This is a genomic window from Flavobacterium sp. (assembly GCF_031409475.1).
GTDB lineage: Bacteria > Bacteroidota > Bacteroidia > Flavobacteriales > Flavobacteriaceae > Flavobacterium.
On sequence record NZ_JANNXH010000062.1, the window covers coordinates 19,658 to 32,383 of the forward strand.

The 12,726-nt window shown below is 33.7% G+C and carries 13 protein-coding genes; 9 read left to right on the plus strand and 4 right to left on the minus strand.

Annotated features, from left to right (window positions below; all coding sequences use genetic code 11):
• The first annotated feature begins 13 nt into the window (after positions 1-13).
• The 6 genes from RMO53_RS10925 (at position 14) to RMO53_RS10950 (ending at position 3,628) form a co-directional block, all read left to right on the plus strand.
• Complete coding sequence (locus RMO53_RS10925; RefSeq protein ID WP_310380518.1) at positions 14-1,042, plus strand: cytochrome c oxidase subunit 3; 1,029 nt, start codon at positions 14-16, stop codon at positions 1,040-1,042.
• An 18-nt stretch (positions 1,043-1,060) separates the two neighbouring features.
• The gene (locus RMO53_RS10930) at positions 1,061-1,411 is read left to right on the plus strand and encodes a cytochrome C oxidase subunit IV family protein (protein ID WP_310380520.1); all 351 of its coding nucleotides are present in this window, start codon (positions 1,061-1,063) and stop codon (positions 1,409-1,411) included.
• A gap of 75 nt (positions 1,412-1,486) precedes the next feature.
• Complete coding sequence (locus tag RMO53_RS10935; RefSeq protein ID WP_310380521.1) at positions 1,487-2,128, plus strand: hypothetical protein; 642 nt, start codon at positions 1,487-1,489, stop codon at positions 2,126-2,128.
• 12 nt (positions 2,129-2,140) lie between these two features.
• On the plus strand, positions 2,141-2,827 hold the full coding sequence (locus RMO53_RS10940) for an SCO family protein (RefSeq protein ID WP_310380523.1): 687 nt from the start codon (positions 2,141-2,143) through the stop codon (positions 2,825-2,827).
• 2 nt (positions 2,828-2,829) lie between these two features.
• The gene (locus RMO53_RS10945) at positions 2,830-3,372 is read left to right on the plus strand and encodes a DUF420 domain-containing protein (RefSeq protein WP_310380829.1); all 543 of its coding nucleotides are present in this window, start codon (positions 2,830-2,832) and stop codon (positions 3,370-3,372) included.
• Positions 3,362-3,628 carry a hypothetical protein gene (locus tag RMO53_RS10950; RefSeq protein WP_310380525.1) on the plus strand — a complete coding sequence of 89 codons (267 nt, stop codon included), beginning with the start codon at positions 3,362-3,364 and terminating at the stop codon, positions 3,626-3,628. Before RMO53_RS10945 ends, RMO53_RS10950 begins: the two co-directional genes overlap by 11 nt.
• A 54-nt stretch (positions 3,629-3,682) precedes the next feature.
• On the opposite strand, the gene RMO53_RS10955 is transcribed toward RMO53_RS10950, so the two are convergent.
• The 3 genes from RMO53_RS10955 to RMO53_RS10965 all read right to left on the minus strand — a co-directional run bounded on the left by RMO53_RS10955 (position 3,683) and on the right by RMO53_RS10965 (position 8,784).
• The gene (locus RMO53_RS10955) at positions 3,683-6,451 is read right to left on the minus strand and encodes a GH116 family glycosyl-hydrolase (protein ID WP_310380527.1); all 2,769 of its coding nucleotides are present in this window, start codon (positions 6,449-6,451) and stop codon (positions 3,683-3,685) included.
• A gap of 195 nt (positions 6,452-6,646) precedes the next feature.
• The gene (locus RMO53_RS10960; protein WP_310380529.1) at positions 6,647-7,216 is read right to left on the minus strand and encodes an RbsD/FucU domain-containing protein; all 570 of its coding nucleotides are present in this window, start codon (positions 7,214-7,216) and stop codon (positions 6,647-6,649) included.
• A 158-nt stretch (positions 7,217-7,374) separates the two neighbouring features.
• Positions 7,375-8,784 carry a DUF4403 family protein gene (locus RMO53_RS10965; RefSeq protein ID WP_310380531.1) on the minus strand — a complete coding sequence of 470 codons (1,410 nt, stop codon included), beginning with the start codon at positions 8,782-8,784 and terminating at the stop codon, positions 7,375-7,377.
• A gap of 161 nt (positions 8,785-8,945) precedes the next feature.
• Here RMO53_RS10965 and RMO53_RS10970 point away from each other — a divergent pair, with 161 nt between their 5' ends.
• The 3 genes from RMO53_RS10970 to tsaB are packed head-to-tail and all read left to right on the plus strand — an operon-like array spanning position 8,946 to position 12,347.
• Positions 8,946-10,316: a TolC family protein gene (locus tag RMO53_RS10970; RefSeq protein WP_310380533.1), complete on the plus strand. Its 1,371-nt coding sequence runs from the start codon at positions 8,946-8,948 to the stop codon at positions 10,314-10,316.
• Between the two features lie 5 nt (positions 10,317-10,321).
• The gene (locus RMO53_RS10975; RefSeq protein ID WP_310380535.1) at positions 10,322-11,623 is read left to right on the plus strand and encodes an efflux RND transporter periplasmic adaptor subunit; all 1,302 of its coding nucleotides are present in this window, start codon (positions 10,322-10,324) and stop codon (positions 11,621-11,623) included.
• A gap of 55 nt (positions 11,624-11,678) precedes the next feature.
• The gene (gene tsaB, locus RMO53_RS10980; protein WP_310380537.1) at positions 11,679-12,347 is read left to right on the plus strand and encodes a tRNA (adenosine(37)-N6)-threonylcarbamoyltransferase complex dimerization subunit type 1 TsaB; all 669 of its coding nucleotides are present in this window, start codon (positions 11,679-11,681) and stop codon (positions 12,345-12,347) included.
• Here tsaB and RMO53_RS10985 read toward each other — a convergent pair.
• Complete coding sequence (locus tag RMO53_RS10985) at positions 12,344-12,700, minus strand: hypothetical protein (protein ID WP_310380539.1); 357 nt, start codon at positions 12,698-12,700, stop codon at positions 12,344-12,346. The genes tsaB and RMO53_RS10985 overlap by 4 nt on opposite strands.
• Positions 12,701-12,726 lie beyond the last annotated feature (26 nt).

The following is a 12,726-nucleotide window of genomic DNA, read 5'->3' on the forward strand; positions in this document are numbered from 1 at the left end:
ACTATTACATTTTATGGGAGCGACAGTTACAACTGCAAATAACGAAGAAAAAACTTGGAGTGGCGGAAATGAGCCAATGGGAGCAAGTTATGGAAAATTAATGATGTGGTTTTTTATTGTATCAGATGCATTAACTTTTTCTGGATTTCTTGCCGCTTATGGATTTTCAAGATTTAAATTTATTGAGACTTGGCCTTTAGCCGAAGAAGTTTTTACTCACTTTCCGTTCATGCATGGCGTTTCGGCACCAATGTATTATGTGGCATTGATGACATTTATTTTGATTTTCTCCTCTGTAACGATGGTATTAGCTGTTGATGCAGGGCATCATTTAAACAAAAGTAAAGTAGCTTTCTATATGTTCCTTACCATAATTGGGGGCTTAATATTTGTTGGTTCTCAAGCTTGGGAATGGAAAAATTTTATTCAAGGTGAATATGGTGCGATAGAAACCAAAGGAGGAAGTTTGTTGCAGTTTGTAGATAAAACAGGAAAACATATCAAACTCGAAGATTTTGCAGTAACACTACATGAAGAAAGAACACAATTGACAAGAGATAAAGGGCGTTGGTTCATGGAAGAAAGTGCTCTGCCAAGCTTTTCGGTTGCCGAAGTTCAAGCTGGTTTCAAAGCGCATCCTGATGTGTTGATTAGAACCGAAGTGATTTATGAAGATGATGCAGTTTCTAAAGCAGATCCTAAAATAGACCATACTTTAAATAAAATAAGACACAAAACAATCCTTACTAGAGCAGAATCTGAATTAAGATTAGCCAATGCAAGTTTGGTAGTTGAAGGTGCAAATCTTAAAAGAAACGAGTATGGTAGCAAATTATTTGCTGATTTCTTTTTCTTCATCACAGGATTTCACGGTTTCCACGTTTTTTCAGGAGTAATTATCAATATCATTATTTTTTTCAATGTTCTTATTGGAACTTATGAAAAAAGGAGAAGCTATGAAATGGTCGAAAAAGTGGGATTGTATTGGCACTTTGTGGATTTAGTTTGGGTATTTGTATTTACAGTTTTCTATTTAGTTTAATTTTCAAAAGATAGCATTATGTCACACGAACATGTTTCTAACATAAAAAGAATTTGGTTTGTTTTTGGTTTATTATCAGTTGTAACAACAGTTGAGGTTTTCTTAGGAATTGTTAAACCAGAACTATTTTATTTGAATCATTTTTTAGGAATGAATCTTCTAAATTGGATATTTTACATTTTAACAATTTTTAAAGCGTACTATATTGTTTGGGCTTTTATGCACATGGAAGGCGAAAGAGGAAGTCTTCGTTGGGCAGTAGTAACTCCGGTAATTTTTTTAGTTTTGTATTTACTCTTCATTCTTTTGACTGAAGCTGATTATATTTTCGAGGTTTTTAAAAATGCCACCATAAAATGGAATTTTTAACAAGATATTAATTCAAAAAAAGGGTACGCATTGCGTACCTTTTTTTATTTTTGTACTTTAAATTTTAATTTCATAATGAAAAAAAATATAGTCCTTTTCGTCCTCTTTATTTTACCCATTGTTGCCTACCTTTTTTTTGCATCTGGAATAAATAGTTATACAAAGCTACCCGTGATTACGAAACAAATTGCCGACTTTGGAAACTGGAAATCGTTAAACAATGATACCGTAAGTTTGAATAATAAAATCACGATTTTAGGTTTTTCGGGTTTAGAAATTTTAAAAAATAGAGGGAATTATTTTAATCTTAACGAAAAAATTTATCAGCGTTATCATACCTTCAAAGACTTGCAATTTGTTGTAATATGTCCGCTAGGAACAGAAAAAGACGCTACAAAAGTAATTACTGCTTTGGCTGCTTTTACGGATATTAGTCAATGGCATTTTGTATTTGCTTCTACTGATGAGATTACGGCTTATTACAGTCAATTAAAATTAAAAGGAAAACTCGACTCCTATTTTGGGACACCAAATGTTTATATTATTGACAAGGAACGAAATTTAAGAGGTAGAAAAAAAGTAGACACCTATAAAGAAGGTTATAGCACTTTTCATCCTTCTGAGTTAAGTAATGAAATGTTAGATGATTTTAAAGTTATACTCTACGAATATCGCGCTGCACTTAAAAAAAACAATAACGCTACTAAACAACTTTAGTCATTAGAAATTATGCTTAAGAACAAATCATATATTGGGATATCATTTATTATTCTTGTTTTTGGAATTTATGCCATTCCAAAATTACTGGATCGATTCCAAAATAATGATATAGTAAAAGCAGATCGATTGGACAAAATTGGAAAATCTACTACTGAAGCTCAAAAATTAGAAAAGATTGGTTTGGCTCCAAAATTCGAATTGATAAACCAAGACAATCAAAAAATTAGCAACCAAACGTATTTTGGCAAAGTACATGTTTTAGAGTTTTTCTTTACCACCTGTCCTACTATTTGTCCAAAAATGAATCAAAGCATGTTAGTACTTGAGAAATCTTTTTTTGGTAATCCAAATTTTGGAATCGTATCCATTACCATTGACCCATTGAATGATACGCCAGCTGTTTTAAAAGCACATCGAGAATTATTAGGCGTAAAATCATCAAACTGGAATTTCCTGACAGGTGATAAAACCTATATTTATAATTTGGCCAACAAAGGATTTAACGTTTATGTTGGCGAAAACAGTAAAGTAAATGGTGGTTTTGAACATTCGGGATTATTTGCTTTGATTGACAAAAAAGGGAATATTCGTTGTAGAAGGGACAATTATGGAAACCCAATTTTATATTATGATGGTTTAGATAAAAAAGGGGTACGTGATATTCAACAAGATATAGCAATTTTATTAAAAGAATAATGATGAAAGATAATGTGTTAGAAAAAAAATTCAGCAAGTTTATAATAGCGGTTTCAATTATAATTCCTGTAGTTGTAGCTATACTATTTACAGTTAAGCTCAAAGATTTTGGTATAAATGTAAAACCACTTTCGTTTTTACCACCAATTTACGCGACCATAAACGGGCTAACAGCTTTGGTTTTAATTGCCGGAGTATTGGCAATCAAGAACGGAAAAAGAAAACTTCACGAACGATTGATGACTACTGCAATCGCACTTTCGGTTGTTTTTTTAGTAATGTATGTGGCGTATCATATGACAACTGATTCGACAAAGTTTGGAGGAGAAGGAACCATTAGAACGGTTTATTTCTTTATTTTAATATCACATATTATATTGTCTATAGCAATTATTCCAATGGTATTGGTAACGTACGTTCGAGCTTTAGCAGAAAAATTCGATACCCACAAAAAAATTGCCAAAATTACGTTTCCAATCTGGTTGTATGTAGCATTAACTGGAGTAATTGTTTATTTAATGATTTCACCTTATTATGTTTTGTAGAGAAAATAGAGTAAAGAAAATAGAGAAAAGAGGCAGTAGACAAAGAGTATATTTCTATATTCTATTTTCTATATTCTATTCTCTTTCTTCAAACGCCCAATGCGCCATGTGTCGCGCTGCTTTGACGAGCGAGGGAAATGCCGTGAAAGCACAAGCCGTAAATGATGGAATAGTTTACTTGATGGTGATACCCTATTTACTTGTAGTCATTATTGCCTATATCATTTATAGAATGTATAAGAAGAAAAATAAATAACAATTGCTAGGGTATTACCATTTTAATAGCCAATCTGCTCTATATTTAGTAGTCTTAGGATAAATATTTTATTACAATAGATATAACATCTTTTTGTTTTACTTCTTGCCTTTCAAAAACCACCACTGTTTTATCGTCTACATTTTTAAAAGAGCCTGCAATAGGTTTTGAGTTTACAGTAACTTCCAGCTTATTTGCTGTTTTTCCTTTCGGTACCGCGAGTTCCATTTCTTGTAATCTTAATTTTCCATAAACCATTTTTAAACTGTTGGTTTGCGACGTCGCTGTTCTGGTTTGTTGTAAACTTCCCCAACCTTCTGTTGCTGTAAAAGCGGCTTTGAAATTCTCGGGATTTACTTTTGGCGCAAAGCCCAATTGACCTTTTGGTCCGTTGTAGGTAAAACCACAAGCGGCAATAAAAGCGCCATAACTCGCCATTGCTCTGGAGTAATGGTCGCTACATTCTATTTCGTTGTATGGATTTCTTTTGTTTGCTCCGTAGCGTTCGTGTACTGCTTTGACTAACGATAATCCATAATCCAACTTATCTTCCCAAATATAATGACTTGCCAGTTGATGTTCGAAACCGGTCATCACTTCATTGAAATAACCAAACTGCCAATGTTTTTCCCAATCGTCTCTTTTGCCACCTTTCGGCCATGTGCACATTACTAAACCTGCATCTCCTGACAAGGCATAAGGTCTTCCATTATTTTTGGGCGATATGCTGTCTCGTAGCAATCCCATATCAGGAACAAAATTGTATTTCCACAAGGATTCTAGCGAAGTTTGAATCATTTCTTTGTTGTACAAACGACCTAGTCCAAGTTGAAAAGCCCAACTTTGACCGAATACTTGGTCAATGTAACAGCCTGAACCAATACCAATTGCCTTTTTATGTTTTGGGTCTTCATTTTGAATAAAGAACTCACCATTAAACAATTTTTCGATATTTAATTTTCCAGCTTCTAGGATTCTGGAATATTCCTTTTCGGCTTTTGTGTCTTGCATAGCTTTTGCCATTTCTACTGATGATGCCAATGCAGCCAAATACAACGAAGTAATTACAGGCACATTTCCGTACCATTCTGCATCCAGAGTATTATGTTGTTCCCCAAAAATAGTACCATTCGCTTCGCCTCCTTCTTCTGCATCTAAATCGACTAAATACTGCAAAGTGCGTTTTATGTTAGCCCAATTTTTATCTAAAAAAGCTGCGTTATTTTCAGAAATCAAATAATCGCGATACGAACGCAATACCACACCTGCTTGTCCATCTGCAGCATATTTATTAGCCAATGATCCTCTAAAATCAATCCCTCCAGATGCATTGTCGATGACAGCAAAATCGGTTCGTTCTCTTAAATTTTTTTCTAATTCGGGAAAAATTCGACCTAATGCTTGGGCATAATGCCAAACATGGGTGCAAGTTCCACCACAACAACCAATGCCTTCCCAACCCCAGAAACGACCGTCTTCGAGCAAGAAACTGGTTTCTGTTGCTAAAATGGAAGTGTTGGCAAATGTTCGGTTCAAAAACCAATGAGGTAAAGTGGCATCATCATAAAAACAGTTTTTCCAAGCAATGGTTTTTGTGTATAAATCATCGAAATTTTTAGCAATAGCTGTTGCGACTGCTGCAGCATTTTTAAAACGCTTGCTATAATATCTTCCTTTGTTTTCTCCTTTTGAATTTTTGTTTTGAGGCAAGACTAGGTTTGGAAAGTACCAACTAATAATATAGGTAATATCCTTAGATTCTCCAGGTTTTAATTTCACCGTTTTGCTCAAGGCACCAACTAATTGTTCCCCGTGATTGGCTTCGGCGGTGGTTTGCTCGTTTTCTGGAAAAAGTAACGTGCTGTTGATTTTAATTCCAGCTTCGGCTTTGTTTTTTTTGCCCGAATTATAAAGCATTAATGCCATAGTGCCAAAATCACTTTGTTTTTTTACTTCTTCGGAATTGGTCACGGAGGTACAAGATAAAATCGTATTGCCCGATTTTTTTTCGATGGTATTGACCAATTTTAAATCTTGATTATTTTCGGAATTATTCAACACCGCATTTTCTAACCAACCCGAAAGTTCTACGGTTGCTTTTTGGTTACTCGTATTAGTAACCGTGAAACGCATAATCGTGGCTGGATAGCTCGAAGCTTCTACATCCAAAGGAACAAAGGGAGAAAAGGATTGCAAATCAATGGTTACAGGAAGTTGAGCATTACGATAGTTGATTTCCGCCATTGGATATTGCCCTTTGAAACTGATGTCTTGAAAACCTTTGAAGTCCAGATTTCTATTCCAAACGGTATCTTTTTGTATTACTCTTATTCCAAATCCTTGCTCAAAAGGATACTCTGGAGCTACTGGGAAAATAAAATTAGCGCCATCTCTGGGTTTTATCTCTTTTTTGCCTTGCCAATCTTTGTACGTTTTGTCAACTATTCCTTCTTTGGTTTCGTTAAAAATATCCCATAACCAAAGTTTTCCATCGCCACCAAGATAGACTGTTCCTGTGCAAATTCCGCCAATGGGCATGCCAATATAGGCTAATGTTGCTCCGGTGTAAACTTCAGGCTTACCTCTTTCGTACAAGCTTTTGTACCATTCAGCAGACAGTCCTTTATCGACTGGAATAGTATATTCGGACTGTGAATTGCTCATTCCAAAAGCAGGAAAACCTATCAAAACGCCACCTGTTGCTAATCCCATCGCTTTCAGAAAATCTCTTCTAAGAATACCGCTTTCTATTGGGGTTGTTATAACTTCTTTTGGCGAACAACATCCAGAATTGGGATCACAACAATTATTTGAATCACTCATTTTTATTGGTTTAGGTTGGTTCTTAGGTTTTTAAAGTTCAATTTTAGTTTTTTTTACCACATAGAAACATAGTTAGAAAAATAATAAAAAGTCGTTCCACTTTATTTGAGAGTACATATAGCTATGTTGGACCCAAATATTTGGGCTATCAAATCCTTTTTTCTATGTTTCTATATTGTGATTTTTTTACTTTCATTAATTTGCCAACAAACTGGTTCTTAGGTTTTTTTCTGCTTCGGCGTTCCAATAGCCACAGTCCAATTGAAAGAATACCGAAGTGTAAGGAATGCTCAAATTAGTCTTGATAATTAACACATCAAATAGTTTGGCTGAGTTATCTAACTCTTTGATAATAGCCTCGTGAAGTTGGGTTTTTATATCATTTTTATCTATGATTTTACCCAGTTCAGTTTTGTAATTTTCAATTCCTTTTGCATCTTTTTCAGCTACAAAAGCCATTTCTTTATCTACAAAAATATTGGCTCTTACGTGCGTTGATTTTTTGACAACTTCGTTTACAAATTGAACCACTTCTAGTTGATTGGCATCTACTGTAATGGTTTTTATGGCGGGATTACTTTGTTTGGGATACGCACCATCAGCCACAACAATCCAATTGCGGTGACCAAATAATTGTATGGTTTTTTCAACTTCAAATTTCCAATTTTGAGATTTTGAAGGGATAACTTCTTCAAGTTTTGGAATTGGTTTTGTACAAGAAAATAGCAGAAACACTGTGAAGAATAGGAATGTTTTTTGAATCACGGTTTTGGGTTTTGGGTAGTTTACAATAAAAGTAAAAATACAATGAAATTATTTTAATTTATAATGCAATTTTATCTGTATTTAATTGTGAATTGCCCCAAAAAATGAATAAAGTAATGAAAATGATAACTTCCTTCTTCTAACTCCCAACTTCCCTCTTACTTCAACCCATCTACACTTACACTGACAGTGCCATTTACTTTTATAAAAGCAATAATAGCTTTGTTAGTCAATTGAATTTTTTGAAATTGAATATCATCCATTTTTCCATTGACGAAAACTCCAGCCATAGGCGAATAATTTTTTAAATAAGGCATCATGTTTTGCTTTCCTTCTTCCAGATTTGGGATGATAGAATAACGACACGATTCCTGAATTTTTTTTAAAATTAATCCTTGGGCAAGCCAGTTTGCGGTTCGCATTAATTTATTTTTTGTATCCAAAGCATAGTCTAATTTGTCAAAAAACAATTCTTTGGTCAATTCATTATATTGTGGGAAACCCGAAAGATAGAGTGTCCCATTTATAGTTCCTAAAACATCCAAAGCAATTATCATTTTTCCTTCTTTGTGCCAAATGGCCACTTTTTGGACCGTTATTTTTTTACTTCCCGATCCAAACTCCTGTCCAGCAAAGTTCTTAGTCATTATTTTTGAAGCTTCTTCATAAGTCGAAACGGCAGCAATATTTGCCGTAACTTTATTAGGAATTTTGGTTACTGCTTTCAATACTATTTTTGAGGCATCGAATTTTGATTCTGGTTTTTGCCCTATCAAGGTTTCCATGTTGCATTTTACACCCATTTCTAACAAGAACGAATCGTTCTTGAGTTTCGCTGCGGTGGAATAAATTTCGATTGGAACAACTCGTAACCAACTTTCATAGGCTTCGCTCGTTTGAAAAGGGGTGCAAATTTTGTCCAAAGCTTCTAGAACATTAGGTTTAAAATCCATAGATTTTGCAATAGCTTCGTCTATTTTTCTTTCAATTTTTGATCTAAAAAGTTTTATGGTTGGGTTAATTAAATAAGTTACCGGTACACTTTTTCCAAAAACCATCATCGATGGACTTTCATTCCATTCTAATGTTTTTAAAACGGTTTTGGTATTTAATTTCCAATTGGATAAACCCACTTCGCTTATCAAAGTTACTGTCCCGTTGAAATAGAATTCTTTGGTATTATAAATTGCTACTCCTAGTTTTTCGGTTCCAATTCTATATTTTACAACTGCTTTTAAGGGTAAAACTGTTTTTATCTTTTCCGCATCATTTTCTTTGGCATTCTCAATAGTAATTGGAGCAAGTTTCCAAATTTTCATTTCAATATCATCATCTGTAATGTCATTATCCTCATAGATTAAACCATTTAATAACGTGTTGGTTTGATATTCAATATCTTTTAATTTAATGCTAATGGGTAAATTAATAAACGATGGCGTGTTGTCGTAAGTCAATGGGCTAGCATCATCCGGTTCTGGTTTTAGTGCAGCTATTTTAGTTGATGTGGCGCAACTAGATTGTAAAAGAATCAAGAGTAAAAGCGATAGAAACGAATGTTTTTTTGTCATTGTATTTTAGATTGAAAGTGCAAAATTAACAAAACAACGCTATTTTTTAGTTTTATTGTAACAAATTCAAATTTTAAAAGTCTAATTGATTTTAAAGGAAATTATTAGTAAAAAAAACGATCTGTTTTGTGGTGGTTTTGCAACACCTTAATTTAATAAATATGAAAATAAAAAGTTTTTTTAGTTTGGGTTTATTGTTCGTTTTTAGCTTTGCTACTCAGGCGCAAACTAAAAAATGGACTTTGGAAGAATGTGTAAAATATGCATTGCAAAATAACATTTCAATAAAACAAACCGAGTTAGATACTAAATCCGCTGATATAGATAAAAAAGGAGCTATTGGAAATTTTATTCCATCGTTTAATGCAAATGCGTCACATTCCTGGAATATTGGTTTAAACCAAAACATTACAACTGGGCTTTTGCAAAATCAAACCACACAATACACTTCGGCTGGTGCAAGTCTGGGTGTGGATATTTATAAAGGTTTGCAAAATCAAAACAGGTTGCGTAGAGCGAATCTTGCAATTGTGGCCTCTAAATACCAATTGTTAAAAATGCAAGAAGACATCTCATTAAACGTAGCAAATGCTTTTTTGCAAGTGCTTTTTAGTAAAGAAAGCCTAAAAGTTCAAAAGCAACAATTAGCAATAAATGAAAAACAACTCAAACGCTCACAAGAGTTTGTGTCAGCAGGTACAATTCCTCGTGGTGATTTATTAGAGATAGTTGCAACAGTTGCAGCAGACAAGCAAAGAATCGTTTCTGCCGAAAATGCATTGTTAATTTCAAAATTAAGCTTGGTTCAATTATTACAATTGCCCGATTTTGAAAATTTTGATGTTATAGACGATACAAATGCTAAAGATGAGAACAACATTCTAACTCAAACTCCTACAGCAATTTATGATAAAGCAAAAGAAAATAGAACTGAACTTAAAATTGCCCAAACAAATTTAGAAATCGCTAGGAAAGATTTGGCTATAGCCAAAGGCGGTTTTCAGCCTAGCTTGCAAGGGTTTTATAATTTTAACAGTCGTGTATCTTATGCTGACTTTCCTTTGTTTTCTTCAAATGGCACTTTGATTGGGACACAATCAGCACCGCCTTTTTGGAATCAATTTAGCGATAATAAAGGACAATCCTTTGGCGCGCAATTGTCAATTCCTATTTTTAATGGATTTTCAATTAGAAATAATGTAGCACGTTCCAAAGTAAATTTAGAGAAAACAAAAATAGCCTTGCAACAACAAGAAGTTAACCTACAAAGAAATGTGTATACCGCATTTACGGATGCTAATGGCGCTTTGAATACCTATGAATCCGCTATTGTCGCTCTCGAAGCAAGACAATCTGCGTACGATTATGCCAAAGAAAAATATGAAGTAGGATTAATGAATTCATTCGAATTTAATCAAGCACAAACTTTACTTTCAAACTCACAATCCGAAGTGATTCGAACTAAATACGATTATATCTTTAAAATAAAAATATTGGAATTCTATTTTGGAATTGCTATCATTAAAAACTAATTACCATGTCAAAAAAAACTATTTATTACATAATTGGAGCAGCTATATTAATCATTGGCACATTAATTACACTTTCTAAAAAAGGAATTATTGGCAACAAAGACGAAGGGAAATCTGTAGAAATAACAAATGTAAATGCAACTACAATTATAGAAACTGTATCGGCAACAGGAAAAATTCAGCCTGAAATTGAAGTGAAAATTTCGTCTGAAGTTTCTGGAGAAATCATTTCTTTGAACGTAAAAGAAGGACAAGTTGTTAAAAAAGGAGATTTATTAGTAAAAATAAATCCAGATTTATATACTTCGGGTTACAACCGTTCTGTTTCAAATTTATCCGGGACAAAAGCAGGTTTAAGTCAAGCCGACGCGCAGTTTAAAGAATCTAAATCGAATTTCGATAGGAGTAAAACCTTGTACGATAAAGGAATTATTTCTAAATCAGATTGGGATAAATCAGTAGCTTCATTTGAAGTGGCAAAAGCAACAAAACAATCTGCCTATTATAATGTGCAAAGCGCAACGGCAACAGTAAATGAAGCCAAAGATAATCTGGGAAGAACAACTATTTATGCACCTGCAGACGGAACAATCTCGATGCTAAATGTGGAATTAGGTGAGCGTGTTCTTGGGACACAACAAATGACAGGGACCGAAATTCTTAGAGTAGCAAACTTGAATAATATGGAGGTTGAAGTTGATGTAAATGAAAATGACATTGTAAAAATAAAAGTAGGAGATGAAGCAAATGTTGAGGTTGATGCTTATTTAAAAAAGCAGTTTAAAGGAATCGTAACCAGTATTTCTAATTCCGCAAGTACTACATTGACAGCAGATCAAGTAACAAATTTTAAAGTGAAAGTACGTATTGTAAAAGACTCGTATCAAGATTTGTTAGAAGGAAAACCAGTTACCTATTCTCCATTTAGACCCGGAATGACTGCGACAGTTGATATCATTACTAAAACAAAAACAAACATATTAGCAGTGCCAATAAGTTCTGTTGTAGTAAAAACCGATACAACAGCTGTGAAAGATTTTAAAGTTGAAGATTCTGAATCTAAAGAGGAAAAAGCACCTAAAAGCGAAAAAAAATTAGAATGCGTATTTGTAAAAGTAGGTAATAAGGCAAAAATAAGAATTATAAAAACTGGGATTCAAGACGATACAAATATTGAGGTTTTGAGTGGACTTAAAAAAGGCGATGTTGTTATCACTGGACCTTACACAACTGTTGCAAAAGATTTAAATTCGGGAGATAAAGTTACAACCGATAAAGAAAAAATTAAATCTGATGAGAAGAAATAGAAATTAGTATTGATGGTTAATAAATACTAAATTTGCAATCCTAAATTCACTTTAATTGGCGTATATCCTCAATATTGAAACCGCTACCAAAAACTGTTCTGTTGCTCTTGCAAAAGAGGGAAAAACCATAATTTGTATAGAAATTGCCGAAGAAGGCTATTCTCACGCAGAACGGTTGCATGTATTTATTGAAGAAATAATTAACAAAGCAGGAATTACTTTTCAAGATCTTGTTGCTGTAGCTGTCAGTCAAGGTCCAGGTTCATATACAGGATTACGTATTGGTGTTTCAGCAGCAAAAGGATTGTGTTATGCACTAAATATCCCGTTGATTGCTGTTGATACTTTGCAAATTCTGGCAAGACAAGTAGCAGTTTCAGACGGATTAATTGTTCCTATGATTGATGCGCGAAGAATGGAAGTATACAGTGCAATATTTTCCTCAACTTTTGATAAATTACGTGAAGTTCAAGCCGAAATCATCACTGAAAATTCCTTTGAAGATGTTCAGGGAACGCTTTATTTTGTTGGTGATTGCTCCCAGAAATGCAAAACCATTTTAACTAAAGAAAACTTTGTTTTCTTGGAAGAAATCAAATATCCTTCGGCAAAGGAAATGAGTTTGTTGAGTTTTGAAAAACACAAAAAAAACGACACTGTAGATGTCGCTTATTTTGAACCTTATTATTTAAAAGATTTTTTGATAACAAAACCAAAAAACTAATCAGCGTTTTCGTCAGCAGCTTTTGGTTCATCACTAGTTAAATCAGCTACTTTTTCTTTAACAGTTTCAACGGTATTTTCTGCAAAAGTGCTTGCGGTTTCAATTGCTTCTCCTGCTTTTACTTTTACTGTATCAACCAGATTATTAATGGTTTCGCTAGCTGCAGGAACATATTCGTTTACTTTTTCTTTAGCAACATCAGCAAAACCTTCTGCTTTTTCTACTAAATCACCGGCTATAACTTTTCCTTTTTCAATTGCTTCTCCAGCAAAATCTTGTGCTTTATCTGCTAATGCATCTACATCAATATTGGCTTTGCCAAACAATCCTTTAAAAAAACTACCTATTCCCATTTTGTTTGAATTTTATTGGTTAAAGT

What these genes read in the sequence shown, in the direction of transcription:
- RMO53_RS10925 (WP_310380518.1), top strand. Translation starts at nt 14, where the DNA reads ATGGGAGCGACAGTTACAACTGCAAATAACGAAGAAAAAACTTGGAGT.
- RMO53_RS10930 (WP_310380520.1), top strand. Translation starts at nt 1,061, where the DNA reads ATGTCACACGAACATGTTTCTAACATAAAAAGAATTTGGTTTGTTTTT.
- RMO53_RS10935 (WP_310380521.1), top strand. Translation starts at nt 1,487, where the DNA reads ATGAAAAAAAATATAGTCCTTTTCGTCCTCTTTATTTTACCCATTGTT.
- RMO53_RS10940 (WP_310380523.1), top strand. Translation starts at nt 2,141, where the DNA reads ATGCTTAAGAACAAATCATATATTGGGATATCATTTATTATTCTTGTT.
- RMO53_RS10945 (WP_310380829.1), top strand. Translation starts at nt 2,830, where the DNA reads ATGAAAGATAATGTGTTAGAAAAAAAATTCAGCAAGTTTATAATAGCG.
- RMO53_RS10950 (WP_310380525.1), top strand. Translation starts at nt 3,362, where the DNA reads ATGTTTTGTAGAGAAAATAGAGTAAAGAAAATAGAGAAAAGAGGCAGT.
- RMO53_RS10955 (WP_310380527.1), bottom strand. Translation starts at nt 6,451, where the DNA reads ATGAGTGATTCAAATAATTGTTGTGATCCCAATTCTGGATGTTGTTCG.
- RMO53_RS10965 (WP_310380531.1), bottom strand. Translation starts at nt 8,784, where the DNA reads ATGACAAAAAAACATTCGTTTCTATCGCTTTTACTCTTGATTCTTTTA.
- RMO53_RS10970 (WP_310380533.1), top strand. Translation starts at nt 8,946, where the DNA reads ATGAAAATAAAAAGTTTTTTTAGTTTGGGTTTATTGTTCGTTTTTAGC.
- RMO53_RS10975 (WP_310380535.1), top strand. Translation starts at nt 10,322, where the DNA reads ATGTCAAAAAAAACTATTTATTACATAATTGGAGCAGCTATATTAATC.
- RMO53_RS10985 (WP_310380539.1), bottom strand. Translation starts at nt 12,700, where the DNA reads ATGGGAATAGGTAGTTTTTTTAAAGGATTGTTTGGCAAAGCCAATATT.